This window comes from Lysinibacillus sp. FJAT-14745 (assembly GCF_001275675.1).
Taxonomy (GTDB): Bacteria; Bacillota; Bacilli; order Bacillales_A; family Planococcaceae; genus Lysinibacillus.
In genome coordinates, this window is the sequence record NZ_LITM01000012.1 from 17,589 (window position 1) to 42,890 (window position 25,302).

Consider the following 25,302-nt stretch of genomic DNA (forward strand, 5'->3'; position numbering starts at 1 on the left):
TTATATTTTGTTGACATTTTTGGGCGAATCGCTTATACTGTTTAGTAGTGAGGTGTAAGCGAAAATGCCAAAAACTTTAGCGGACATTAAAAAGTCGTTGGATTGTCATTTGGGTAAACGTTTGCAGTTAAGAGCAAACGGAGGTCGCAAGAAAACGGTCGAGTGTGCAGGGGTATTGCGTGAGACATATCGCGCTATCTTTGTAGTTGAGCTTGATCAAGAAGACAATACGTGCAAGCGCGTATCGTATAGCTACACAGATATTTTAACTGAAGCAGTAGAGATTACATTTTTAGACGAAGCAAAAGCTGCTATCGCAAAATAGTTTCTAGTACTTATTTCTATATTTCGAAACACTCATGTATGTAATACATGAGTGTTTTGCGTTTTCTGGGACATACTAAAATCGTCAGTTGTTAAAGGAGGAGTTTATATGCCTAGAAAAGGTATCATGTCACCTCGTTTAAAAGAAGAGATCGCTAAAGAGCTTGGATTTTATGATGTTGTGCAACGAGAAGGCTGGGGCGGCATAAAAGCTCGAGACGCCGGTAATATGGTCAAACGTGCCATCGAAATGGCTGAAAGAGCAAGTAATGAGCAAGAGCATAATAAGTAGCGTCTTTTAGACCACTTATTTTTTAGAACTTCATTTCGCAGGGATGAAAACTCCCTGTAAACACAACAATACAACTGACGAGAGAGAACCGTTACACCAAATAGGGGTATACGGTTCTTTTTTTCCATTTTCGCTTTCCCATTATGGTAAAATAAAATGAATAATCTTGTGAAAGATGAACGACAGGTTTATCTTCATTCAGAAAATGTTTTATATAGCGAAGTGAACGCCAGCTACTGATGTTTTGCGACAGTTACAGAAGACTCCTACAACTAAAGGTAGTGAGAGTGTAATTTCAAATGTCACGGATTTTGAAAGGATAAAATAGGATGTTAGCCTAACTCCATTGCATGGATACGAAAATGGCTTACTGGCTTGCATCGGTAAAAACATAAACGTCTTGTAGTTTTACCGAAATGATCGACATCGTGTCGGCCATCACGCAGACCTAATTACAATTTAAAATTCGGACGCATTGTTTATCTGTGCGAAGGCCAAGCGTCAGCTAATTGCACCAATGCGTAATTGATAAGTGTAGCTATAAGGAGGAAGAAAGATGCTTTATGTAAAGGCGCCTGCAAAAATAAATTTAACATTAGATGTACTTTATAAAAGACCAGATAATTATCATGAAGTAGAGATGGTCATGACAACTGTGGATTTAGCTGATCGTATTAGTCTGGAATCTCGAGAAGATGGCGTAATTGAAATAATTTCGACTGATAATTTTGTTCCAAATGATCACCGAAATTTTGCTTATCAGGCAGCGCGTCTAGTTAAAGATACATACGGCATTGGACAAGGTGTATCCATAACTATAGAAAAAGAAATACCAATTGCAGCAGGATTAGCAGGCGGAAGTAGCGATGCCGCTGCGACACTGAAGGGTTTAAATGAGCTGTGGAATTTAGGGTTATCTATAGATGAGTTAGCTGAATTAGGTGCGAAAATTGGTTCAGATGTTTCGTTTTGTGTCTACGGTGGCACAGCATTAGCAACGGGGCGTGGAGAAAAAATTCAGGAATTGCCAGCACCACCAAACTGTTGGGTAGTCTTAGCTAAGCCTAAAATAGGTGTCTCTACTGCAGAGGTGTATGGAGGATTAAAGGTTGAAGGGTTAGAGCATCCAAAGACGAAGCAAATGATACGTGCTATTGAATCGGAAGATTATGAGCTATTATGTGCATCATTAGGGAATGTTCTAGAAACTGTAACATTTAATCTACATCCAGAGGTAGTCATGTTAAAGGAACAGATGAAGCGCTTCGGAGCAGATGCAACATTAATGAGTGGAAGCGGTCCGACGGTGTTTGGTTTGGTGGATAGTGAAGCTCGAGTAAGCCGCATTTATAATGGTTTACGTGGTTTTTGCGAAGAAGTATATGCTGTTCGAATTTTAGGTGAGCGGAATACGCTTGCTTAAAACCGCAAATTTATGTTAATTTTACCTATAAATATTCGTGTTTAGGAGAGGGTCGCATGAAATGGAAGCGTAGTGAACGACTAGTTGATATGACGTACTATTTACTAGAACATCCACATCAGCTGATCCCGCTAACTTATTTTTCTGAACTATATCAATCTGCAAAGTCTTCCATTAGTGAAGATTTGACGATTGTAAAAGAAACTTTCGAAGAAAAAGGAATCGGGTTATTGATGACAGTACCGGGCGCTGCAGGGGGAGTTAAGTATATTCCTAAAATGTCCGAGGCTGAGGTCCGTTTAGTTATTCAGGATTTAAAGACGGAGCTTGAGCATTCAGATCGTTTGTTGCCAGGCGGTTATTTATTTATGACGGACTTACTCGGCAATCCAGATTTAATTAATCGAGTTGGAAAGGTATTTGCATCCGCATTTGCTGATCAACAAATTGATGTCATAATGACTGTCGCAACAAAGGGAATTTCTATTGCCCATGCGATAGCAAGACATTTAAATGTACCGGTTGTTGTTGTCAGAAGAGATAGTAAGGTAACTGAAGGCTCTACAGTCAGCATCAACTATGTATCTGGTTCTTCCAGAAGAATTCAGACAATGGTATTATCAAAAAGAAGCATGAAGAGTGGGCAACGAGTGCTTATTACTGACGACTTTATGAAGGTCGGTGGTACAATGAATGGCATGAAAAATCTATTAGAGGAGTTTGACTGTCAGCTAGCTGGAATTGCAGTGCTTGTAGAGGCTGAGCATGCAGACGAAACTTTAGTAGATGATTATTATTCACTAGTAAAGCTTCATGAGGTCAATGAAAAAGACCGAACAATTGCATTAAGTGAAGGTAACTATTTTTCTAAAAGGGGAAATGACAAATGAAAGTAGTAGCAACAACAAATGCACCAGCAGCAATTGGACCATATTCACAAGGGATTATTGTAAATGGCATGTTTTATAGCTCAGGCCAGATCCCACTAACAGCAACAGGTGAATTAGTAGAAGGTGATATCACTGTTCAAACTAACCAAGTATTTGCAAATTTAAAAGCCGTTTTAGAAGCTGCCGGAACATCTTTAGACAGTGTTGTTAAAACGACTGTTTTTATGAAGGATATGAACGACTTTGTTGCGATGAATGAAGTATATGCTAGCCACTTTGGCGATCATAAGCCAGCTCGTTCAGCAGTAGAGGTTGCACGTCTACCAAAAGATGTGAGCGTAGAAATTGAAGTTATTGCCATCGTTAAATAAGAAATTTTTTAAGTTCACTAGAAGAGAAATGAATAGCTCTTTTAGTGGGCTTTTTTTTAGCAATGTTTTCTGCGCGAAAGCGAAGCGGCAGCAGCAATCGCTGATAAAAAACAAATCTGCTAATATAAACTCCAAAAAGTTAAAGCAGATTTTGAAACGTTGGAATCGTTAATCCAAAATTATGTTCAAAGTCATACCGATTATTTGAAAGAGTAACAAATAGAGGGTGACCGACAAACAATTGTCAAAATTTAAGTGAATTAAAGGAAATATTATACTAATAATTATTCAAATTTTTTAGAAAATTTGATAGACTATAAAAAGGAAAATATTCGGTAATAAAGAATATTATATTTTCATGTAGGCATCTAAGAAGAGAGGTGGTGAGAAAATGGAAGTTACTGATGTAAGATTACGTCGTGTACAGACGGATGGTCGCATGCGTGCGATTGCTTCCATTACACTCGACAATGAGTTCGTAGTTCATGATATTCGTGTGATCGATGGCAATACAGGTTTGTTCGTTGCTATGCCAAGTAAACGAACGCCAGACGGTGAATTTAGAGATATTGCGCATCCTATCAATTCTACTACTCGTAATAAAATTCAGGAGATTATTTTAAACGAGTACCATAATTCAAGCGAGTCTGAAGCAACAGAAAAAGCAGAAGAATTAGAAGGAATTGGCGTATAGTTAATAAGAGCTCTTCTTAATTGAAGAGTTCTTTTTATTTTGAGAATAAGAGAAAATGAGCAGTTTTACGACATACATATTAACATTCGAGCATAAGGTGCGTTTGATTTAGAAATTCATCTTTTTGTCAAGTCGACATGCCTTGAAAATAGATGGATTTTGCTATATAGTCATAAGAGAAAATGAGCGTATTGGAGGACTTACAGATGAGCAACATTTTTGCTGTCATTTTGGCTGCAGGTCAAGGTACACGTATGAAGTCCAAATTATATAAAGTGCTCCATCCAGTATGTGGGAAGCCAATGGTACAACATGTGGTGGATCACATTCAAACGTTAGATGCGAATCGTATCGTAACGGTTGTAGGACATGGTGCAGAAAAGGTGAAACAACAGCTTGGCGATAAAAGCGAGTATGTTTTACAGGCTGAACAGTTAGGGACAGCTCATGCTGTACAACAGGCTGAGACAATTTTAGGTAGCGAAGAAGGAACAACATTAGTTGTTTGTGGCGATACACCACTTATTCGCCCTGAAACGATGCAAGCTTTGTTCGAGCATCATCAAGCAAAAAATGCTAAAGCAACTATTTTAACAGCTATTGCTGAAAACCCAACAGGCTATGGTCGTATTTTACGTGGCGACAATGGACAAGTGGAGCAAATTGTTGAGCAAAAGGATGCTTCAGCAGAGCAGCAATTAGTGAAAGAGATTAATACGGGCACATACTGCTTCGATAATAAAGCGTTATTTGAGACATTAAAGCTTGTGAAAAACGACAATGCACAAGGTGAGTATTATTTACCTGATGTGATTGAAATTTTACAAAAACAAGGCGATGTCGTTGAAGCATATGTAACGGAAGACTTTGAAGAAACACTTGGTGTCAATGATCGTGTTGCTCTGTCTCAAGCAGAGGCGCTAATGCGTACAAGAATTAATGAAAAGCATATGCGTAACGGTGTCTCAATTATTAATCCAGAAGCAACATATATTAGCACAGACGCAATGATTGGTCGTGATACTGTCATTCAACCAGGTTCTATGATTGAAGGTACAACTGTTATTGGTGAAGATTGTATAATCGGGCCTAACACACAAATCATAGATAGCCGTATCGGTGACCGAACAACTGTGCATTCTTCTGTTGTACGTGAAAGCGTTGTAGCAGAAGACACAGCTATTGGACCGTTTGCACATATTCGACCACTTTCTGACATTGGTAGCCATGTGAAGATTGGTAACTTTGTAGAAGTGAAGAAAAGCAAACTAGGTAATGACACGAAAGTATCACACTTAAGCTATATAGGCGATGCTGAAATCGGAAGTAATGTCAATGTTGGCTGTGGTTCCATTACAGTAAACTATGATGGGAAAAACAAGTTCCAAACAATTATTGAAGATGATGTATTTGTAGGATGTAATACTAACTTAGTAGCGCCAGTGAAAGTTGGAAAAGGTTCATTTATTGCAGCAGGATCTACAATTACAAAAGAAGTTCCTGAGGATGCACTTGCGATTGCTCGTGCAAGACAAGAAAACAAACCGAATTATGTAAGCAAATTAAATTCAAAATAATTATCAACTAAACAGGAGGCCATCATGCCGTATCATTATGCAAACTCACAATTAAAAATATTTTCACTTAATTCTAATAATCCACTTGCTCAAGAAATTGCGCAAGAAATGGGTGTTGAATTAGGTAAATCTTCTGTTAAGCACTTCAGCGATGGAGAGGTTCAAATTAGCATTGAAGAAAGTATTCGTGGTTGTGATGTGTTTATCGTGCAATCTACTTCTGCACCTGTAAACGAACATTTAATGGAGCTTTTAATTATGGTAGATGCTGTGAAACGCGCATCTGCTCGTACAGTAAACGTTGTAATGCCTTATTATGGCTATGCTCGTCAAGACCGCAAAGCAAAAGCACGCGAACCAATTACAGCTAAATTAGTAGCAAACTTACTTGAAACAGCTGGTGCAACACGTGTTATCGTTTTAGACTTACATGCACCACAAATCCAAGGTTTCTTCGATATTTTAATCGACCACTTGATGGCAGTACCTTTATTATCTGATTACTTCAAATCAAAAGGTATCCCAGAAGATGAAATCGTTGTTGTTTCTCCAGACCATGGTGGTGTAACACGTGCTCGTAAAATGGCAGAACGTTTAAAAGCACCTATTGCAATTATTGACAAACGCCGTCCAAAACCAAACGTTGCAGAGGTAATGAACATTGTTGGTAATGTTGATGGTAAAGTGGCAATCTTGATTGATGATATTATTGACACTGCAGGTACGATTACAATCGGCGCGGATGCATTACGTGCAGCTGGTGCGAAAGAAGTTTATGCTTGCTGTTCTCACCCAGTATTATCAGGTCCTGCAATCGAGCGTATCGAAAACTCTTCGATTAAAGAATTAGTTGTAACAAATACAATCCAACTTCCTGAAGAGAAAAAATCTCCAAAAATTACAGAGCTTTCAGTAGCTAAATTGATGGCAGATGCAATCTCTCGTGTCTATGAAAATAAATCTGTAAGTACTCTATTTGATTAATATATAAACAGATCCCGATATGTGGCTTATTAAGGACAAATCTACGTTTGTAAGTAGATTTGTCCTTTTTCTAGGTTTCTTTTGTTTGAATTTTCTTATAAAAGGGTATATGGTAATTGTGACTTAATAATATTTACACCACTTTATGAATAATAGTTTACTTCGCCTAAGGTTGGGATATATTTTGTTAAAGCGTAAGTTATATGAATAAGTTGATTGGAGTGGAGGCTGGGCGACTCCTTGGGGATTAGCGAATAGGGGAACGAAGGCTAAAACCATCACATCCTGTGATAACGCCTTCGTGACCAACATCGTGTAGGCCCAAGCGGCTCATCGGACGCCCCTAGGAAAGCGCCCGGCTGGAACGGAAATCAACCCACGTTATGGTGATGAGCTAAAAAGGCGGTAAATATTATTATAGCCTTAACAAATGTCATTGAAAGCAATGACATTTATAATAAGGCGTAAATAATTTTTCTTGGAAGGGGAAGTATAGTATGAGTACAGTATTAAGTGTTAAAAAGCGCGAAGCTGGGCATCGTTCGACATTAACCCAACTTAGAAAAGGGGGAGCCATTCCGGCAGTTATTTACGGCTATAATTTAGATTCGACCCCAATTTCTATTTCAGCGAAGGAATTCAGAAAATCCATTCAAAAGAATGGGCAAAACGGTTTGTTTTCAATGGAGTTAGATGGGAAAAAAGTGAATGTTGTTGTGTCTGAAATCCAACAATGCTCTATGAAAGATGAAGTAAATCATATCGACTTTTTAGCAATCAATATGTCCGAAGCGATAGAGGCTGAAGTGCCTATTAAACTAGTTGGAGAGTCAGTTGGCGTTAGTGTGGGTGGCATATTAATGCAACCTAACCTAGATGTGAAAATTACTGTAAAACCAGCAGATATACCGGAAGCTATTGAAGTTGATATTACTGAACTTAAAATTGGTGAAACCATTACGGTAGCAGATATTCGAGAGACGGTTGAATTTGAGATTATCAGTGAAAATGGTCATACATTGGTATCAATTATGGCACCAGCAGTCGTTGAAGAATCGACAGTAGATAGTGAACCGGCACAAGAGTAAAAATATTTGTTAAGGAAAGGCTACTGAGGAAGTTAAACTTCTTCAGTAGCCTTATGTATTTAAAATAAATACATATAATTGTACAAACTGCCTTCTTCGTGCATGATATGGTAAAATAATGACTATTAGATTTGAAAGAAGAGGGGTACTTATGAAAATTATCGTTGGTTTAGGAAATCCAGGTAAACCTTATGAGCATACAAGACATAATATTGGCTTCGATGTTATCGATGCATTAGCTGAAAAATGGGGTGCACCTTTAACGAATTCAAAGTTTAATGGTATGTATGCAACGGTACATCGTCCTGAAGGAAAGGTTCTACTTGTTAAGCCTTTAACATATATGAATTTATCGGGGGAATGTGTTGGGCCCCTTATGAACTATTTTGATATTAATGTGGAAGATTTAATTGTTATTTATGACGATTTAGATTTAGAAACAGGGAAATTACGCCTGCGTCAAAAAGGTAGTGCGGGTGGACATAATGGTATTAAATCATTAATTCAGCATTTAGGCACACAAGAATTTAATCGCATACGCGTTGGGGTTAATCGCCCGCCAGCTGGCATGAAGGTAGCAGATTACGTGTTGTCGAAATTTTCAAAAGAAGATCAAGCTATTGTTGGCGAAGCTATTGAAAAGTGTGTAAATGCTGTAGAAGGATCTCTTTCAAAGCCATTTCTTGATGTGATGAATCACTTTAACGGGTAACAATAAGTTAAAGTGTAGTGTGGATATTACGGTTGTTAGGATAACGATTTAAAATGTTTTTCCTGCGACACAGCTAACTAAATATATAGTATAGTCTTCACCACAATGCAAAAATCATTCTCTATAAGGAGCTAAGGCAGAATTAAAGGTGCATAATCTTTTTTAGAAATGTCTATACTTTAAGTAGTAAGTTGCTTAAAGGAGGATGATTTGGAGATGTCAGTTCGCTATCGATGTCGGCATTGTGAAGTAGAAATAGGAACACTACCATTTGATGCAGATGATACAATTCGAAAACTACATATTTTCGAATTGGGTGAAGCCGATGATTATGTTGAGCAAGATCAACATGGACAAACGACGGTGCACTGCATTTGTGAGCAGTGTGAGGATTCGCTGAAACAATATCCAGATTATCACGCACTCAATAAATGGATTCAATAATTGGAAGGATGCTTTGGCGCACATCACGTGCGTTCAAAGCTTTTTCCATTTAACTTCTTTCAGCAGAAGTCTACCACCTCTAGGTGGGGAGATGAATGCAGATTTAAGCTACTTTTCAGCAGGTGTCCAAACACCTGTAGCTGACGTTTCACTTTCGCTACAAAAAAACACCTGCTGAAAGAAGTTAAGCCTCCGGCGGATGTCACGGAATCGGAAAGGAGTTCTTAGGGGATGTTAGCCTAAAATCATCGCATCCATGCGATAACGGCTAACTGACCTGCATCGTGCAGGCCTAAGCACAAAGCCGATTCCGGACGCAATTATGCCGAGGCATAATTGATAAATAATAAAGATGCGTATTTATAGTGCTAGATTACTAGTAATGGCGGATAGAATTATGCGCTGAAAGGAGCTTTTGACATTGGAAGTTTTACGACAGCTTGTGATGCAGGACAAACATATCACATCATTTTTACAGGAAATTCAGAGCGGTCATTCTGCAACACAGCTTATTACAGGATTAAATGGAAGCGCGCGCCCGGTAATGGTCGATGCGTTATTTGAATATGTAAAAAAACCTATTTATATTGTATCTCCTAATCTATTGCAAGCACAAAAAATGGTGGACGAGTTGGCGGGACTTTTAGGTGAGGAGCATGTTCATTATTATCCTGCCGATGAGTTTCTTGCTGCCGATTTGTCTGTTGCTTCTCCAGAGTTACGTGCTGAGCGTATCGCAACACTTGATTGCCTAGCTAGAGGTGAAAAAGCTGTTTATGTGATACCAGTAGCGGGCTTACGTAAAATGATGCAACCTAAAGAGCATTGGCTACAGTATTTTTTACAAATTGCAGTAGGTGAAGATATTCAAATTGATGAATGGCTACAAACGTTAGTAGAGATGGGGTACGTACGTAATTCGATGGTGACAACACCTGGAGAGTTTGCGCTACGTGGGGGCATATTAGATATTTATCCACCATATTTAGAGGCGCCGATTCGTATAGAATTATTTGATACGGAAGTGGACTCAATTCGAACATTTTCTGCGGACGATCAGCGTTCCATTGATAAATTGCAGAAGATTCGAATTCTACCTGCATCAGAAGTTATTTTGACAAAGGAAGAACGGGTAGCATTGGCAGGCCGTTTAGAAGTTGCATTAGCGACAAGCTTAAAGAAAGTCAAAAAGCAGGAGACGAAGGAATTACTGTATCAGCATATTCAATATGATATTGAATTGTTACAGCAAGGGAATTTACCAGACTACGTAAATAAATATGGTTCGTTATTGTATGAGAAAACATCATATTTAGGAGATTATTTTATACATGATGGCATTGTGCTGTTTGATGAGCTCGGACGTATTCAGGAGGTTATGGATGCCTGGGAGCGTGAAGAGGATGAATGGTTTTTATCACTAATTGAAGAAGGGAAAATGGTGCATGATGTAAAGCCAGCTTTCTCTTTGAAAGAAATTCTAGCAATGCTGTCTCAGCAAAAACTATATTTTTCATTATTTTCCCGAACATTTGCGGGTATATCCTTTAATAAGACGACGAACTTTTCTTGTAAGCCAATGCAGCAATTTCATGGCCAAATGTCATTATTACAAAGTGAGATTGAACGCTGGCTGCTTGGTAAATTTACAGTACTAATAGTTGCGAGAGATAAAGATCGTGTTAAGCGTGTGCAGCAAATGCTTGAAGAATATGATATTCATACGACAATTGGTCATCCGACAGAAGCGGGTATATATATTGTGGATGGATCACTATCTAGTGGCTTTGAATTACCACTACAACGCTTGGTGATTGTCACAGAGGATGAATTATTTAAACAACAGGCGAAGAAAAAAGCACGTCCTCAAAAGATGACGAACGCAGAACGTATTAAAAGCTATACAGAAATTAAACCTGGCGACTATGTTGTACATGTCCATCACGGTATTGGGAAATATATAGGTTTAGAAACATTAGAGGTAAATGGAACACATAAGGATTACTTACACATTCGATACCGCGCAGATGATAAGTTATATGTTCCAGTAGAGCAAATAGATTTAATCCAAAAATATGTAGCATCTGAAGACCGAGAACCAAAGCTACATAAATTAGGTGGAGCAGAGTGGAAAAAAGCTAAAGCAAAGGTATCCTCTGCCGTGCAAGATATTGCTGATGATTTAATTAAGCTATATGCGAAACGTGAAGCAGAGAAGGGCCATGCATTCGCGATTGACAACGATGATCAGCGCAATTTTGAAGCTTCTTTCCCTTATGAAGAAACAGAGGATCAGCTACGTTCGATTGTCGAAGTAAAACGTGATATGGAGCGTGAACGTCCGATGGATCGTCTTGTATGTGGAGACGTAGGGTATGGTAAAACAGAGGTAGCGATTCGTGCCGCTTTTAAAGCAATCCAAGATGGCAAGCAGGTAGCTTTCCTTGTGCCGACAACGATTTTAGCGCAGCAGCATTACGAAACGATTCGTGAGAGATTCCAAGACTTTGCTATTAATGTAGGCCTCTTGTCTCGTTTCCGCACAAAAAAAGAGCAAACAGCGACGTTAAAGGGTTTAAAAGAAGGGCAAGTTGATATTGTCATTGGAACGCATCGAATTTTATCTAAAGATTTATTATTCCAAGACCTTGGACTGCTGATTGTTGACGAGGAGCAACGTTTTGGTGTAACGCATAAGGAAAAAATTAAACAACTAAAGACGAATGTTGATGTATTAACGCTAACGGCAACTCCGATCCCAAGAACACTTCATATGTCGATGGTAGGTGTTCGCGATTTATCGGTAATTGAAACACCACCAGCAAACCGTTTCCCTGTGCAAACCTACGTAATGGAGCATAGCGGTGCATTAGTGCGGGAAGCTATTGAGAGAGAAATGGCGCGTGGTGGGCAAGTATTCTACTTATACAATCGTGTAGAAGATATGGCCCGTAAGGTTGAGGAAATTCAAATGCTTGTTCCAGAAGCGCGTATTGGGCATGCACATGGCAAAATGACGGAATCAGAATTAGAATCTGTCATATTAGCCTTTTTAGAAGGTGACTATGATGTGCTTGTAACGACAACCATTATTGAGACAGGCGTGGATATACCAAACGTTAACACATTGATCGTTCACGATGCCGATCGAATGGGCTTAGCACAGCTTTATCAATTGCGTGGGCGTGTTGGGCGTTCTAATAGGGTGGCATATGCTTACTTTATGTATCAACGTGATAAAGTTCTTACAGATGTAGCTGAGCAAAGATTACAGGCGATTAAAGAATTTACAGAGTTAGGTTCAGGATTTAAAATTGCTATGCGTGACTTATCTATTCGAGGTGCTGGTAACTTACTTGGAGCACAACAGCATGGCTTTATTGATTCTGTCGGTTTTGACTTGTATTCGCAAATGCTGGAAGAGGCGATTGCTGAGCGCCAAACAGGTGTGAAAAAAGAAGAGAAACCTGACATTGAAATTTTATTGAGTGTGGATGCCTATATCCCGGATATTTACATTCCTGACGGCTATCAAAAAATTCAAATGTATAAACGTATAAAAGCAATGGATCAAGTGGAAGAGTACAGCGAAATCATGGAGGAATTACAGGATCGTTTCGGTGATCTTCCAATTGAAACAGAGCGCTTACTGCGAATTGCCCGTATGAAGGTATGGGGCTTAGGTGTAGGCGTATTGTCTGTAAAAGAAAAGCAAAAAATCATCACAATACTGTTGTCTGAAGAAGGTACAGGACAAGTTGATGGCAGTAAAATTGTGGAGGAATCCATGAAATTTGAACGGGCTGTAGGTTTTGGTATGGATGGTATGCAATTGAAATTAACGATTGATGAACGGAAATGCGGGAAATATCAACCATTTGATATTTTAGAAGAAATAATGCGTAGTATTGCTAACGCCAAAAAACAGCAGTAGAAGAAAAGCTGATCTTATCTCTCTCGGGATAATGATCAGTTTTTTATTGTTGAAAAACAAAAAATTACAAGGGAATCTTTGTGAATGTTGTGGCGCTTTATCTTCATTTGTTGATTGGACTGTAGACTGTGTGACTCCTTAGAGATCAACATCACAAATTGAGACTCAGGAGCTAGATAGTAGGGAAAATAAGGGTAAAAGTATCGCTTTTTGCAGGAATTCCTTTACAGTAAACATCCTTTCGACTTATTGACGCAATAGCAAAGATTGAATTATTATTATTTTTTAATAAAAATTTTTTATATTTTTTATAAAATTTGTTTTTATGGTTAATCTAAGATAAGTTGATTGAAGTAAAAATTCTACATGCTAAAAGTATTTAAAGCATAATTGCTTAGGCTTTTATGGCCTTTATGAAAAATTTATTGGGTGTGAAATCCTTTTTCTTCAGTTTTTGCATAGATTGCTTCATAAAAAACCATACTAAAATTGAAAAAAATTTCATTGTAGCGAAAGCGAGGATTAAGAATGAAGGCAACAGGGATTGTTCGTCGTATTGATGATTTAGGGCGTGTGGTTATTCCAAAAGAAATTCGTAGAACGCTGCGTATTCGTGAGGGCGACCCACTAGAAATTTATACAGACCGTGAAGGTGAAGTCATTTTAAAGAAATATTCTCCAATTAATGATTTAGGAGAATTTGCAAGAGAATATGTAGAAACATTATATGAAACGTTAGGTACTCCAGCGTTTGTAACCGACCGAGATGAAGTAATTGCTGTCTCAGGAATCGGTAAGAAAGAGTATATTAATCGTCGTATTACATCTTTTGCGGAAACTTTTATGGACGAGCGTTCAACAAAAATAGAAAAAATGGAAACAACTATCGAGATTGTTCCTGGACAATATGAGCAAGTAAAGTCTTATTGTGCAACGCCTATTATGGTAAACGGTGATCCGATCGGCTGTATTATCGTTTTGTCTAAGGTACATTTTGTCGGTGAGGTTGAAGTGAAAGTTGCGGAAACAGCGGCTAACTTCTTAGCTAAACAAATGAATGGTTGATAAGAATTGAAAGTTATTGTGCTGACCTTTTAGGCTGAACAATAACTTTTTTTCGTACATAGTTTTATGGTAGTGCTACCCGCGCGCGTCAAACTTTTGAGATATGCTATACTATTGGCATTGTTAAAGAAGGAAAGAGGGCAATTTATGTCGGAACGTTTTGGCATGAAAAGCTACATGAAGGGCGCGGCCTTACTTACAATTGCTGCTCTTATTGTGAAGATTCTTAGTGCAATTTATCGTGTGCCTTTTCAAAATCTTGTTGGTGATGAAGGATTTTATATTTATCAGCAGGTGTATCCAGTTATATCTATTTTTGTCGTATGGACATCTAGTGGATTTGCAGTAGCTATTTCTAAAATGCTTGCAGATAATGATTGTATTTTAGACCCGCTAGAGCGAAATCAGAAACGAAGCGGTATTATGCGTATTGTTTTCCGGTATTTAACAGTACTATCGTTGTTGTTTTTTGTTGCTTTATTTAGTGGTGCTGAAATAATTGCACAGCTTATGGGCGATACTCAGCTTGCACCATTAATACGGACAGGTTCATTTATAGTACTTGTCATGCCAGCTCATGCTCTTTTAAAGGGCGGCTTCCAATCAAGAGGTATAATGGAGCCAATTGCTTATGCGCAAGTCCTTGAACAAGCTGCAAGAGTATCTGTCATTTTAGTAGGAACATTTGTCATTATGAAGACGACAGGATCGCTATATAGTGCTGGACAAATGGCTATAATAGGTACAGTTATTGGTGAAATTGTAGGCTTTGTATTACTTGTGTTTATCTTTAAAAAACGTTTTGGTCTATTTAATGATAAGAAACAACAACGACGTATTGAAAGTTTTCCGATTATTAAAGAGGTTACATTGCTAAGTTTAAGTGTAAGTATGAGTGGACTATTGTTACTTGGTTATCAGCTAGTTGATTCCTTTACAATTTATTCACTATTAATTGAAGGTGGAATGGATCAGACTGTAGCTAAGGCAACAAAAGGCGTTTATGATCGTGGGCAGCCGTTGGTACAGCTAGGAGTTGTCATTGCTTCTTCACTTTCGCTTGCTATTGTACCTCTTGTCGCGCATATGTCTAAAAAACAGGAAGGCCGTAGTGCGATTCCATTTATTCAACTAACGTATAGAGCGTCTGTATTATTTGGGTGGGCAGCATCTCTAGGTTTAATACTCGTTATGCCTTATATTAATGCCATGCTCTTTAAAACAGATGCACTGTCGGAAGTACTCATGGTATATGTATTACAAATTGTGCCTTTGTCGATTATTTTGACATTTACGGCGATTCTGCAAGGCTATGGAAAATTAAAAAAGCCGGCTTTATTTTTGATAATAGGTTTTATATTAAAAATAATATTGAATGTGCTGACAATTAGTTTATTTGGTGTATTAGGTGCGGCTATTGCTAACAATGTGGGCCTTTTGTTTACTGCCATTATGCTTGTTTTTTATTTAAAGAAAATGACGGGAATTCAATTAGCGCCAGCAAATTTTTATAAAAAAGTTGGAATTTCATCACTCAGCATGGCAGCTGTAGTGCTAATTTGGCTACAGTTTATGCCACCGTTGTTAAACCAGTTTTTATCACCTCGATTTGTCGCGGTGGTAGCAGGTTTTACAGCTGTGAGTTTAGGTGCATTTGTAATGATTACAGTAATCGCTAAGTTACGAGTGCTGGCCGAAAAAGAGTGGTACTTACTGCCGTTTGGACGCAAAATGGCAGTTTATCAATTATGGTTAAATCGGAAGAAGTAGGTGGATTGATTGAATACTTTAACAGTTATTGGTCTAGGTGCGGGTGATTTTAATCAGCTGCAAATGGGTGTCTATAAAAAACTAAAAACGGCTAGAAAATTATATGTTCGTACAGTGGATCATCCTGTATTAGAAGAATTATCAGCTGAGGGCTTACAATTTGAAAGCTTTGACACAATCTATGAAAAGCATAATTCGTTCCAGCCTGTGTATGAGGAAATTGCAGAAAAGCTTGTGGCTGCTGCAGCAATTGAAGATGTAATGTACGCTGTACCAGGACATCCACTTGTTGCGGAGCAGACTGTACAATTGCTTATTGCCGCTGCAGACGAGGGAAAAGTAAAATTAGTCATTGAAGGTGGGCAAAGCTTCTTAGATCCAATATTTGGCGCGTTAAAAATCGACCCAATTGAGGGTTTTCAACTGCTAGATGGCACTAGCTTTTCTATGCATGACATTAACATGCGTCAACATATTTTAATAGCCCAAGTATACGATACATTCAGTGCATCAGAAGTAAAGCTAACGTTAATGGAGAAATACGATGACGAATACCCTGTTACAGTAGTTACGGCAGCGGGCTCGTCACAGGAAAAATTAGTGACGGTACCACTTTATGAGCTCGACCAAAGCGTTGAGGTGAATAATTTAACAACGGTATATGTGCCACCTGTGAAATCACAAGAGGAGGCTTTACGAGACTGGACAACTTTCCGTCAAATTATTGCTGTTTTACGAGGTCCAAATGGCTGTCCGTGGGATCAAAAGCAAACACATGAATCGTTGAAAAAATATTTATTAGAAGAAGCACACGAATATTTGGCAGCAGTAGATGCAGAAGATGACTTTGCGATGATCGAGGAGCTTGGAGATGTACTATTACAAGTATTCCTTCATGCACAAATCGGAGAAGATCAAGGTTACTTTACATTGGAGGATGTATTGGCTTCTGTAAGCGAAAAAATGATTCGTCGACATCCGCATGTATTTGGAGATGTATCGGTGGAAGATGCAGAGGGTGTTGTCGCAAATTGGGAAGTTATAAAAGCAGAAGAAAAGGGTATAAGTGATAAACCGCTATTAAAAGAGGAATACCGGGCGTCCTCTGCTCTACAAACAGCATATAATTATCAAAAAACAGCTGCAAAGGTAGGGTTTGATTGGCCAGATGTAGAGGGCGCATGGGACAAATTTGCGGAGGAATGGCAGGAATTTCGTAATGAGGTGACGAAAGGTACAAATGCGTCACGTCTTGATGAATTTGGAGATGTCTTGTTCACACTTGTGAATTTAGCGCGTTTCTATAAGCTATCTCCAGAAGAGGCTATGTTACATGCCAATGAGAAGTTTGCGAGACGCTTTGGTTATGTAGAAGCAAAGGTAAAGGAAAGTGGAATGCCATTTTCTGATTATACATTAGAACAATTAGATGCTTTCTGGGATGAAGCTAAGCAGTTAGAAAAGGAGTAAAAATATGCGATTAGATAAATTTTTAAAGGTATCACGTTTAATTAAGCGTCGTACATTGGCAAAAGAAGTAGCAGATCAAGGTCGTATTACGATCAATGGTAAGGTCGCAAAAGCTAGTAGTACTGTTAAAGCGGGCGACGAGTTAGCCATTCGTTTTGGACAAAAAGTTGTGACAGCACGTGTAGAAGAATTACGTGATACTGTGAAAAAAGAAGATGCCGCAAAAATGTTTACTATTTTGAAGGAAGAGCGTCTTGAAAAAGTTGAGCCGGAATTTATTGATGACGAGGACTAATTAAACGTAACGGTATCTTAGTGTAGGAGTCTTCTGAAGTTGTCGTTTGGTTTTTGCCATAAAAGTGTAGCAACTTTAATAAAGTTGTCATGCTTTTAAGGTTGTCCGCATAAAGTGAACAGAAGCTAGGACGACTAAAGGAGGAAGAAAATGACGCTACATCAAGAAAGTAACCGTTACACAATTCCATCTGGAGAACATATTTTAACGATTCGTAATCGTAAAAGAATGGACATGACTTCTGTAAAATCGATTGAACGCTTTGATCAGGAAGAGTTTTTTATCAAGACGTCCCAAGGGCATTTGTTAATCCGTGGAGAAGAACTGCATATCGTTCATTTAGATGTTGACAAAGGGTTATTGACGCTTGAAGGAACTGTAAAAACTTTGCAGTACGACGAGGAGGAAAGTGGCTTCTCGAAAGGTTTCCTTCATAAATTGTTTGGATGATTGTTAGTGAACAATTTGTTCAGCTATTAGTCATGGTTTTGAGCGGTATAGCAGTCGGGTTCATTATTGATAGTGTAAGGCTCATTGTTTTTTCAACTCCAAAAAGGTCAAGCCTTCGAAGATGGATGATGGTATTTGAACTACTTACCTGGATTCTACTCGGAGGCCTGACATACTATTTATTATTTTGGCTAAAAGATGGCGCTTGGCGGGCTTATGACCCGCTAGCGCAAATAGCCGGAATTTTTTTGTATCAAACGTTTTTTCAAACTTTTTTACGTTTCATCGCAAGGGTTTTAGTGAATATAACATGGAGACCCTTGTGGTTCATCATACGATTAATAAGTGCTATCATTCGACAAATTTTTAGACTATTAATAAATATTGGAGCGTTTGTTTTAAGACCTTTTGTCAAAATTTATTCGTATTTGTCCAACACTTTTTTAAAAAAATTTCGATTTATCAAGTATAATAAAAGACAACAATAATTTTCGGAGGTGCGGGCATGCCTAAACGTCGTTCATCAAATGATGACCAACAAAACTATACTAAACTTGATAATGACTATGTCCGTAACACGGATAAAGCTATAAATCGTAAAATTCAAGCGCGGAAACGGAAAATGCGCCGTATCGCCTTTTTTGCGATTGTACCAGTCGTTATTATCGCCTTTCTCTTAAATATACTTTCGAATCAAAATGAAACTCTAGCTGCAAAAGAGCAAAAAAAGGTTGAAGCGAAGGAGCGTCTTTCTGAATTGAAAGATGAGCGAGACTCGTTAAATCTTAAAATTAAACAGTTAGAGGATGATGAGTATATCGCAAAGCTATTACGCAAAGATTATTTTTTATCCGAAAAAGGTGAAGTGATTTTCATTATACCGGACGAAAAAGATAAAAAAGGCGATATATCGGAGAAAAAAGATAAAAAAGACAGCATATCAGAAAAGAAAGGTAAAAAAGACGACTGAAAAGCTATGTATTGTTGACACTATTTTATTGTTATATATAATTAAAAGAGAAACTTATTGCAGTAAAAAGTTTGATTAAATTGATTACATGACTCATGAGTCGCTTAATTTTTAAGGAGGAGCATTTTTTTTATGTCAATTGAAGTAGGCAGCAAGGTACAAGGTAAAGTAACAGGAATCACAAATTTTGGAGCATTCGTTGAGCTGCCAGACGGCAAAACAGGCTTAGTACACATCAGTGAAGTTGCTGACAATTATGTAAAAGATATCAATGAGCATCTAAAAGTTGGAGATGAAGTTGAAGTAAAAGTGATGAATGTTGAAGCGGATGGAAAGATCGGTCTTTCAATCCGTAAAGCAAAGCCTCAAGCAGAGAGACCAGAGAGACCAGAGCGTCCAGCACGTCCACGTCGCGATAATCGTTCTAATGATCGCAACGATCGTCATCAGCCAAAAGAGAATTTTGAGCAAAAAATGGCACGTTTCTTAAAAGATAGTGATGAACGCCTAGCAACACTTAAACGTGCTACAGAGTCAAAACGCGGTGGTCGCGGAGCTAGAAGAGGGTAGTTTGCTGACTGTTTTAATCGTAGAAAAAGTGTATTAAATAGAGTTGGGATTAGCTTTTTAATAAAGCTAGTCCCTTTTTTTTAATAATCTTTGCATACATCTCATCCAGCTATAAGTCATCATAACTTTTCTAGTAGGATCTAAGTGTCGTCCTACAACGTGGATGTCGGTCTTTTCTTCTTTTTAGGAGCTTGCGCGGGTGCTTGTTCTGTTAGTGTTTCTGAAGACTTCTTGGTTGGGTTAACAACCATTTTGACAAGTAAAAATACACCGTAAACACTAACAGCTAATCCGGTGAGGAGTAAAAATATTTGTACGGCAAATGGTAAATTAATAAGAATGGATACGAGAATAATCATAGAGCCACTTCCACAAATTAAAGCAGCTTTAGTTAATGAACCCAAAAGAAATAAACCTCCTAGTTTACACGCTTTTTTCATTATTAGTATGCCATATTTTTAAGCTTATCACCATAATTTGGACGGGGGCGCTTCTCGATGAGCCGTCTAGGTGTAACAAAGTTTTTATGTGTGAAAGCGAAGCGGCAGCAACAACGGGTTTTTGTCTGTGCGAAAGCGAAGCGGCAGCAACAACGGGTTTTTGTCTGTGCGAAAGCGAAGCGGCAGCAACAACAGGTTTTTGTCTGTGCGAAAGCGAAGCGGCAGCAACAACAGGTTTTTGTCTGTGCGAAAGCGAAGTGGCAGCAACAACGGGTTTTGTCTGTCCGAAAGCGAAGCGACAGCAACAACGGGTTTTGTCTGTGCGAAAGCGAAGCGACAGCAACAACAGGTTTTTGTCTGTGCGAAAGCGAAGCGACAGCAACAACAGCAAAGGGGAATTGCTCGCGAAACCATTATCGCAGGACGTTACTAAACTGATTAATCCGGGGTCTCGGGCGATAAAGAAATAAATAAATTCGATATTTCTAGTATCCAACTTTAAAACTTAATAGGCTGCTGCACTACTAATCTGCAAAAAAAAATAGGCGTCTCAGAAATTATTCTGAGACGCCTATTTGAGATGACCCCTACGGGATTCGAACCCGTGTTACCGCCGTGAAAGGGCGGTGTCTTAACCACTTGACCAAGGGGCCTACTATGGTGGCGGCCGAGGGGATCGAACCCCCGACCTTACGGGTATGAACCGTACGCTCTAGCCAGCTGAGCTAGGCCGCCATTAAGATTATGGAGCGGAAGACGAGGTTCGAACTCGCGACCCCCACCTTGGCAAGGTGGTGTTCTACCACTGAACTACTTCCGCGTTTTGTCTTAAGCAACAAGTTATATAATACATGCCTTTGTATCTAACGTCAAGTAGTTTTTTAAAAAAAATTAATAAAAATATATGGTTTTATAAATTATTTAACTTCTTTCAGCGGGTGTCCAAACACCAGCTGAAATAGAGGAACTCAGTCTAAGAACGCCACATCCTGTGGCAACGACTGAGTGACCAACATCGTGTTGGCCTAAAGCCTTCGATTCCGGCCGCAATTATGCCGAGGCATAATTGATAGATTTGCTAACAAAAAGAGAGAGTATTTGATAACTGATCATCAACTCTTATTAAAAGTGTTTGGACTGCGCTGAAAAGGATCCACATCTTTATTCATCTCACCACCTTCAAAGGTAGGAGTCTTCTACTAAATGAAGATAAATGGCATATGTTTTAACAAATGTTAGCCACAACTTTTGATGATGGGCCCTTTTGATGGGAAATTTATCAATCTTTTGTTCTTAAGTAGAAAAGTATCAGTGTAACTGCTAGCTATATTAATTTCATGAAATAGGGAGCATCGATCAATGAAAAAGTAAGGGTGAACATGTACTAGACCTGTCTGGCATAGATTTTGTAGCGTATTTAAGTAACAATGCTGAAACTGAGTTGTGTAATTTTCGTAATTTTTAAACAAATTATACAGCAAGAGATGTTTCTAATTTTGTGCAGCGTATCGCTTTTGTAGAAATTGTTGCCATTTCTCGTATTTATGCATATGTATTCGTCGAAATGTTTATATTTTTTTCTGTCACCGTCAGACAATCTTTCCGTACATAATTTCTTATAATAGCTCCAAAAGTGCAGAAAGGGGATAGTGAAATGACGAGTATTGAATGGTATAACACGGCAAATGTAGACGAACAAAAATTAGGAGTGAAAAAAAGGCAATTGCTAATCGGCTCTTTGTTTTTTTTAACATCCTTCTTTTTAGCTCAGTCTGTTGTGTTTGAAGCGGCTGTACCTTTCTCGGTTCCTTTTTGGGCAATTATTCGAACGAAGTATAAGGAATATCCCAAATATGTTTTGTTCGGTAGTCTCATAGGGTGTTTTTTCCTTGGTCTTGGACAAGTCTTCATTTTAGCATTGCAAATAGTCATGTATGAATGTATTATGCGCTTCCGTTATTGGCAGCTACCACAAAGTATAGCGGTATCTTTAGCGGTACTGCTTGTGCAGATAATGTGGCAGGGGGTTATGTATCAAGGTTTACCTCCGGTGCTTGTGCAATTTTATGTAGGTTGTGAAGCGGCTTTAGCTCTTATTATGACGCTGTTTATGCAAGTGTTGTTTGTCAATTCTCATGAGTGGTTCACGACGCATTGGACTTATGAGAAGCTGGGCTCTGGATTAGTTGTATTCGCTGCTATGCTTACAGGGATGCAAGCAGTTGTCATTAGCTATTTTTCACTTCCCATTTTTTTATTACAATTATTCATTTGCTTCGGTGCATTAGTAGGAAGTGTACCATTAGCGACGGTTATCGGAGCCGTGCTCGGGACTCTCATAGGTGTTGCAAAACTTTCATTTACGGGTATGCTGTCTGTAGCCACCTTAACGGGATTGTGTGCAGGGATGGGGGCTCGCGTTGGAAGATTTGGTGTAGCAATTGGTAGTGTTTTGCCAAGTGTGTTTTTTTTATTTTACGATGCAACATTGCCTTTAGATAGCGTTTATTTTACATCGATTGCTGTTGGGAGTATTGTTTTTCTAACCATCCCCAAAAAATATTCTGATAAGGTTCGGGACAAGTTGTTTCCGCAGCGCGAGGAGGTCTTACTCGCCCGTCAAAATTGGTTAACAGAGCATGTTGCGTTTAAATTAGAGCATTTTCAGCATTTTGTACAATTTATGAAGGAGCTTGTGTTTGAGCGTTTTATGACAGCCCCGATAGAAGAGGCGAAGGAAGTGTCACCGATGAATACATGCTTAAGTTGTTTCCGTTATGATCGCTGTTGGGGAGCGCAAAATAACGGAATGGACAAGCTTATGACAGACTGGTTTCATATGAAGGGTGTTGGGAAGGATTCTTCTCTTCATCGTGTCGAAGAACAAATACGCTATAAATGCGTAAAATCAACGAAAATTTTCGAAGAATTGGAAACAGAGCTGTATAGGGAGCGCATTAATGGACAGTATTTTCATGGTAAGAAAATGATTGCGCTTCAGCTACGCGATATGAGTAATCATCTAAATCAATTAATAGCGGAGATGAAAGAAGAGACTATTTCATTCGTTAGTGTGGAAAAGGACATTACCCAACGATTAAAGGATGCACATATTGAATGTTTTCAACTAGATGTGCTAAGTAATAAGCCAGGAGCGCGAAAAATTGTCTGCGCTTTAGCGCCAGCACGAGTCAATTGGGAGGAAGACACAACATTAGCTGAACGGATGATATTGCCAATTTTATATGACATTTTTGAAGAACCATTTGAAATTGAAAAAGTGGTAGCAAGTGATATACCATTTCGTCACATTCAAGTAAGCTTTAGATCAGCTATTAGCTTTGAAGTAGAGTATGATATATACAGCATGTCTAAAGATGCGACATTATATTCGGGTGATTCCCATGCATTATTCCAATTACATCCAGGACTATTTGCGATTTTATTATCAGATGGTATGGGTCAGAGTAAAGAAGCGCAGCATGAGAGTAGAAAGTTAATACATTTAATGCGAGAATGCTTGAATTACAATATGAACCCAGAGACTGCAATGCATACGTTGCATTATGTCATGTCCCTAAAGCAACAAAATGATATGTATGCAACACTTGATTTCGCACTTGTCGATTTACAACACGGTGATTTATGGTCGTGGAAGGCTGGGGGAATGTCTACGTATATTTTACGTGGTAAAGAGGTGCTGAAGGTTGAAAGCAATGCAGCGCCCGTAGGTTTTTTATCCATTTCAGCAGTCGAGGCTGAAAAAAGAAAGCTTAAAGCGGGCGATGTCATTTTGATGCACTCTGATGGATTATTTTCAAGCGTTGATGATTGGGACGAGCAAGAAGAGGCATTTTTAGCGTATGCGCAGCAGGTAGCAGGCACTACTAAAACTATCCAGGAAAAACTAACAACGATTATGCAATCTTTCCAATCTTACTATGCCATTGAAGACGATTGCACTGTATTGATGCTGGAGGTTACACATGTTGTACCTACATGGGCTGTATTTAGGCCAGTTCAACACTCTATGAGCAATTCATCATAAAAGAGAACGAAAAGGGGAGGAGAAGCGTTTGTCACTTGAATTAAAGGTCAAAAAATTTATCGAAGAAGAGCAATTATTACAGCAAGACGACCATCTTCTCATCGCCGTTTCGGGTGGAGTGGATTCGATGGCTTTACTCCATTATTTTGTCAAAACAAAAGAGCAATGGGGAATTACGGTAGAAGCCGTACATGTGGATCATATGTTAAGAGGTGAAGCATCTGCTGAGGACAGAGCTTTTGTCCAAAAATATTGTGATGAGTATGGTGTATACTTATATGCAAAGGCAATTCCAATACCAGAGATTATGGCTTTAGAAAATGGGAATACACAGCTTATTTGTCGTAGAGAACGGTATCAATATTTTAAAGAGGTCATGGGAAAAACAAATGCTAGCAAGCTTGTAACTGCACATCATGCGGACGACCAACTGGAGTCAGTATTAATGGCCCTGACAAAAAATGCAACGATAAATGGTATGCAAGGTATACGTTCACAACGTATTTTTGAAGGAAAAACATTAATTCGTCCGTTTTTAACGGTTACAAAGTCCGAAATAAGGGAATATTTACTTAAGCAAGGTTTAGATTATCGGGAAGACGCTAGCAATGCTAAGGACACCTATGTACGTAATCGTTTTAGACATCATGTGGTGCCTTTGTTAGAGGTAGAAAACCCACGAGTAACAGAGCAGGTAACCCATTTTACAAAACAATTGCAAGAAGACGATGCCTATTTAATGACATTGGCGGAAGATGTATTTTCTAGAACAATAAAAAGAATAGACGGAAATACATATAGCATGGAAATTAAGGCTCTTCAATTGGTACCACTTGCTTTACAAAGGAGGCTCATTTTAATACTATTAAACTATCTTTACAAAGATTCAAATACGATACAAAGTTATGCTTTATTGACTTCGATTTCAAAGCTTTGTGATACGATAGCAGGGTATGCTGAAGTTCACTTGCCAGAAGATTTTATAGCAGTTCGCAGTTACGGAAAATTAACGATTCAGAAGAAAGAGCCATTAGAAGGTCAAGCTTCTCCTGAGAAAGAGATTATTTCGATTGCTAATGGGTGGACAACACTGACGAATGGTGAACGTTTAGGCGTAGTTGAGTTGCCTGATTTATCGTCTGAAATGCTGACGGATACTGCACAACTTTTTTATTTTAACGCTAGCAAACTCAAACTTCCACTCTATGTTAGGGCGCGTAAGGAAGGGGACAGAATACTGTTAAAAGGAATGGATCAGCCAAAACGCTTATCTCGCCTTTTTATAGATGAAAAGATTCCTTTAAATGAGCGAAATAGCTGGCCGTTACTGATTTCTCAATCTGATGAGGTCGTAGCGGTAATTGGTGTGCGTATGGGAATGTTTTTTTCAATCTCTCCGCAACCAAACGATGATACAGTGCTCATCGTAGACTAAGGTCTTTGTAAAATTTCACCGCAAATGGTTGAACATTTTTTTATACACACGAGGAG

Annotated in this window: 24 protein-coding genes and 3 tRNA genes; 23 read left to right on the forward strand and 4 right to left on the reverse strand. The window is 38.6% G+C overall.

What is annotated here, in order from left to right; translation table 11 throughout:
* Positions 1–64 precede the first annotated feature (64 nt).
* From veg to AMS59_RS19205, 20 genes are all read left to right on the forward strand, one after another.
* A complete protein-coding gene (gene veg / locus AMS59_RS19110) occupies positions 65–325 on the forward strand; it encodes a biofilm formation stimulator Veg (protein WP_049667356.1) in 261 nt (86 codons plus the stop codon).
* 108 nt (positions 326–433) lie between these two features.
* Positions 434–616: a small, acid-soluble spore protein, alpha/beta type gene (locus AMS59_RS19115; protein ID WP_053485317.1), complete on the forward strand. Its 183-nt coding sequence runs from the start codon at positions 434–436 to the stop codon at positions 614–616.
* Between the two features lie 556 nt (positions 617–1,172).
* Positions 1,173–2,039: a 4-(cytidine 5'-diphospho)-2-C-methyl-D-erythritol kinase gene (gene ispE / locus AMS59_RS19120; protein ID WP_053485318.1), complete on the forward strand. Its 867-nt coding sequence runs from the start codon at positions 1,173–1,175 to the stop codon at positions 2,037–2,039.
* Between the two features lie 56 nt (positions 2,040–2,095).
* Complete coding sequence (gene purR / locus AMS59_RS19125) at positions 2,096–2,929, forward strand: pur operon repressor (protein ID WP_053485319.1); 834 nt, start codon at positions 2,096–2,098, stop codon at positions 2,927–2,929.
* Positions 2,926–3,300 (forward strand): RidA family protein, encoded by a 375-nt coding sequence (locus AMS59_RS19130; RefSeq protein ID WP_053485320.1) that lies wholly within the window; start codon positions 2,926–2,928, stop codon positions 3,298–3,300. Before purR ends, AMS59_RS19130 begins: the two co-directional genes overlap by 4 nt.
* A 391-nt stretch (positions 3,301–3,691) precedes the next feature.
* Entirely contained in the window at positions 3,692–3,994 is a 303-nt protein-coding gene (spoVG, locus tag AMS59_RS19135) for a septation regulator SpoVG (RefSeq protein WP_053485321.1), read from the forward strand.
* 206 nt (positions 3,995–4,200) lie between these two features.
* On the forward strand, positions 4,201–5,571 hold the full coding sequence (gene glmU, locus AMS59_RS19140; protein WP_053485322.1) for a bifunctional UDP-N-acetylglucosamine diphosphorylase/glucosamine-1-phosphate N-acetyltransferase GlmU: 1,371 nt from the start codon (positions 4,201–4,203) through the stop codon (positions 5,569–5,571).
* A gap of 24 nt (positions 5,572–5,595) precedes the next feature.
* Positions 5,596–6,555 (forward strand): ribose-phosphate diphosphokinase, encoded by a 960-nt coding sequence (locus tag AMS59_RS19145; RefSeq protein ID WP_053485323.1) that lies wholly within the window; start codon positions 5,596–5,598, stop codon positions 6,553–6,555.
* A 497-nt stretch (positions 6,556–7,052) separates the two neighbouring features.
* Complete coding sequence (locus AMS59_RS19150; protein WP_053485324.1) at positions 7,053–7,643, forward strand: 50S ribosomal protein L25/general stress protein Ctc; 591 nt, start codon at positions 7,053–7,055, stop codon at positions 7,641–7,643.
* A 151-nt stretch (positions 7,644–7,794) separates the two neighbouring features.
* The gene (pth, locus tag AMS59_RS19155; protein ID WP_053485325.1) at positions 7,795–8,355 is read left to right on the forward strand and encodes an aminoacyl-tRNA hydrolase; all 561 of its coding nucleotides are present in this window, start codon (positions 7,795–7,797) and stop codon (positions 8,353–8,355) included.
* Positions 8,356–8,571: 216 nt separating this feature from the next.
* Positions 8,572–8,799: an anti-sigma-F factor Fin gene (locus tag AMS59_RS19160; RefSeq protein WP_053485326.1), complete on the forward strand. Its 228-nt coding sequence runs from the start codon at positions 8,572–8,574 to the stop codon at positions 8,797–8,799.
* Positions 8,800–9,220: 421 nt separating this feature from the next.
* A complete protein-coding gene (gene mfd / locus AMS59_RS19165; RefSeq protein WP_053485327.1) occupies positions 9,221–12,733 on the forward strand; it encodes a transcription-repair coupling factor in 3,513 nt (1,170 codons plus the stop codon).
* Between the two features lie 528 nt (positions 12,734–13,261).
* Positions 13,262–13,798, forward strand: a complete 537-nt coding sequence (spoVT, locus tag AMS59_RS19170) for a stage V sporulation protein T (RefSeq protein ID WP_053485328.1) — start codon at positions 13,262–13,264, stop codon at positions 13,796–13,798.
* A gap of 147 nt (positions 13,799–13,945) precedes the next feature.
* A complete protein-coding gene (locus AMS59_RS19175) occupies positions 13,946–15,568 on the forward strand; it encodes a polysaccharide biosynthesis protein (RefSeq protein WP_053485329.1) in 1,623 nt (540 codons plus the stop codon).
* 9 nt (positions 15,569–15,577) lie between these two features.
* On the forward strand, positions 15,578–17,038 hold the full coding sequence (mazG, locus tag AMS59_RS19180) for a nucleoside triphosphate pyrophosphohydrolase (protein WP_053485330.1): 1,461 nt from the start codon (positions 15,578–15,580) through the stop codon (positions 17,036–17,038).
* Between the two features lie 4 nt (positions 17,039–17,042).
* Positions 17,043–17,333, forward strand: a complete 291-nt coding sequence (locus AMS59_RS19185; RefSeq protein WP_053485331.1) for an RNA-binding S4 domain-containing protein — start codon at positions 17,043–17,045, stop codon at positions 17,331–17,333.
* A gap of 150 nt (positions 17,334–17,483) precedes the next feature.
* Positions 17,484–17,783 (forward strand): sporulation protein YabP, encoded by a 300-nt coding sequence (gene yabP, locus AMS59_RS19190; RefSeq protein ID WP_004229167.1) that lies wholly within the window; start codon positions 17,484–17,486, stop codon positions 17,781–17,783.
* Positions 17,780–18,271 (forward strand): spore cortex biosynthesis protein YabQ, encoded by a 492-nt coding sequence (gene yabQ / locus AMS59_RS19195; protein WP_053485332.1) that lies wholly within the window; start codon positions 17,780–17,782, stop codon positions 18,269–18,271. The genes yabP and yabQ overlap by 4 nt, the downstream gene beginning before the upstream one ends.
* A 17-nt stretch (positions 18,272–18,288) precedes the next feature.
* Positions 18,289–18,753, forward strand: a complete 465-nt coding sequence (locus AMS59_RS19200; protein ID WP_082337580.1) for a septum formation initiator family protein — start codon at positions 18,289–18,291, stop codon at positions 18,751–18,753.
* 132 nt (positions 18,754–18,885) lie between these two features.
* Positions 18,886–19,323 carry a S1 domain-containing RNA-binding protein gene (locus AMS59_RS19205; RefSeq protein ID WP_008180281.1) on the forward strand — a complete coding sequence of 146 codons (438 nt, stop codon included), beginning with the start codon at positions 18,886–18,888 and terminating at the stop codon, positions 19,321–19,323.
* A 152-nt stretch (positions 19,324–19,475) separates the two neighbouring features.
* On the opposite strand, the gene AMS59_RS19210 is transcribed toward AMS59_RS19205, so the two are convergent.
* Positions 19,476–19,727 (reverse strand): hypothetical protein, encoded by a 252-nt coding sequence (locus tag AMS59_RS19210; protein ID WP_053485333.1) that lies wholly within the window; start codon positions 19,725–19,727, stop codon positions 19,476–19,478.
* On the opposite strand from AMS59_RS19210, the gene AMS59_RS19215 reads away from it, so the two are divergent.
* Positions 19,718–20,233: a hypothetical protein gene (locus tag AMS59_RS19215; protein WP_156304719.1), complete on the forward strand. Its 516-nt coding sequence runs from the start codon at positions 19,718–19,720 to the stop codon at positions 20,231–20,233. The genes AMS59_RS19210 and AMS59_RS19215 overlap by 10 nt on opposite strands.
* Before the next feature lie 111 nt (positions 20,234–20,344).
* Here the strand turns inward: AMS59_RS19215 and AMS59_RS19220 are convergent.
* From AMS59_RS19220 to AMS59_RS19230, 3 genes are all read right to left on the reverse strand, one after another.
* Positions 20,345–20,416, reverse strand: a tRNA-Glu gene (locus tag AMS59_RS19220).
* A 5-nt stretch (positions 20,417–20,421) separates the two neighbouring features.
* A tRNA-Met gene (locus tag AMS59_RS19225) sits at positions 20,422–20,498 on the reverse strand.
* Positions 20,499–20,508: 10 nt separating this feature from the next.
* Positions 20,509–20,583 (reverse strand) — tRNA-Gly (locus AMS59_RS19230).
* 834 nt (positions 20,584–21,417) lie between these two features.
* Here AMS59_RS19230 and AMS59_RS19235 point away from each other — a divergent pair.
* Together AMS59_RS19235 and tilS are read left to right on the forward strand one after the other, a co-directional pair.
* Positions 21,418–23,811, forward strand: a complete 2,394-nt coding sequence (locus AMS59_RS19235) for a SpoIIE family protein phosphatase (RefSeq protein WP_053485335.1) — start codon at positions 21,418–21,420, stop codon at positions 23,809–23,811.
* A 28-nt stretch (positions 23,812–23,839) separates the two neighbouring features.
* On the forward strand, positions 23,840–25,246 hold the full coding sequence (tilS, locus tag AMS59_RS19240; RefSeq protein ID WP_053485336.1) for a tRNA lysidine(34) synthetase TilS: 1,407 nt from the start codon (positions 23,840–23,842) through the stop codon (positions 25,244–25,246).
* Positions 25,247–25,302: the final 56 nt, after the last annotated feature.

Coding starts and splice junctions, on each gene's coding strand:
- ispE (WP_053485318.1), top strand. CDS start 1,173: ATGCTTTATGTAAAGGCGCCTGCAAAAATAAATTTAACATTAGATGTA.
- AMS59_RS19175 (WP_053485329.1), top strand. CDS start 13,946: ATGTCGGAACGTTTTGGCATGAAAAGCTACATGAAGGGCGCGGCCTTA.
- AMS59_RS19115 (WP_053485317.1), top strand. CDS start 434: ATGCCTAGAAAAGGTATCATGTCACCTCGTTTAAAAGAAGAGATCGCT.
- AMS59_RS19160 (WP_053485326.1), top strand. CDS start 8,572: ATGTCAGTTCGCTATCGATGTCGGCATTGTGAAGTAGAAATAGGAACA.
- AMS59_RS19215 (WP_156304719.1), top strand. CDS start 19,718: ATGAACCCAAAAGAAATAAACCTCCTAGTTTACACGCTTTTTTCATTA.
- AMS59_RS19130 (WP_053485320.1), top strand. CDS start 2,926: ATGAAAGTAGTAGCAACAACAAATGCACCAGCAGCAATTGGACCATAT.
- AMS59_RS19235 (WP_053485335.1), top strand. CDS start 21,418: ATGACGAGTATTGAATGGTATAACACGGCAAATGTAGACGAACAAAAA.
- pth (WP_053485325.1), top strand. CDS start 7,795: ATGAAAATTATCGTTGGTTTAGGAAATCCAGGTAAACCTTATGAGCAT.
- yabQ (WP_053485332.1), top strand. CDS start 17,780: ATGATTGTTAGTGAACAATTTGTTCAGCTATTAGTCATGGTTTTGAGC.
- spoVG (WP_053485321.1), top strand. CDS start 3,692: ATGGAAGTTACTGATGTAAGATTACGTCGTGTACAGACGGATGGTCGC.
- AMS59_RS19200 (WP_082337580.1), top strand. CDS start 18,289: ATGCCTAAACGTCGTTCATCAAATGATGACCAACAAAACTATACTAAA.
- AMS59_RS19205 (WP_008180281.1), top strand. CDS start 18,886: ATGTCAATTGAAGTAGGCAGCAAGGTACAAGGTAAAGTAACAGGAATC.
- purR (WP_053485319.1), top strand. CDS start 2,096: ATGAAATGGAAGCGTAGTGAACGACTAGTTGATATGACGTACTATTTA.
- spoVT (WP_053485328.1), top strand. CDS start 13,262: ATGAAGGCAACAGGGATTGTTCGTCGTATTGATGATTTAGGGCGTGTG.
- AMS59_RS19145 (WP_053485323.1), top strand. CDS start 5,596: ATGCCGTATCATTATGCAAACTCACAATTAAAAATATTTTCACTTAAT.
- glmU (WP_053485322.1), top strand. CDS start 4,201: ATGAGCAACATTTTTGCTGTCATTTTGGCTGCAGGTCAAGGTACACGT.
- yabP (WP_004229167.1), top strand. CDS start 17,484: ATGACGCTACATCAAGAAAGTAACCGTTACACAATTCCATCTGGAGAA.
- veg (WP_049667356.1), top strand. CDS start 65: ATGCCAAAAACTTTAGCGGACATTAAAAAGTCGTTGGATTGTCATTTG.
- AMS59_RS19150 (WP_053485324.1), top strand. CDS start 7,053: ATGAGTACAGTATTAAGTGTTAAAAAGCGCGAAGCTGGGCATCGTTCG.
- AMS59_RS19185 (WP_053485331.1), top strand. CDS start 17,043: ATGCGATTAGATAAATTTTTAAAGGTATCACGTTTAATTAAGCGTCGT.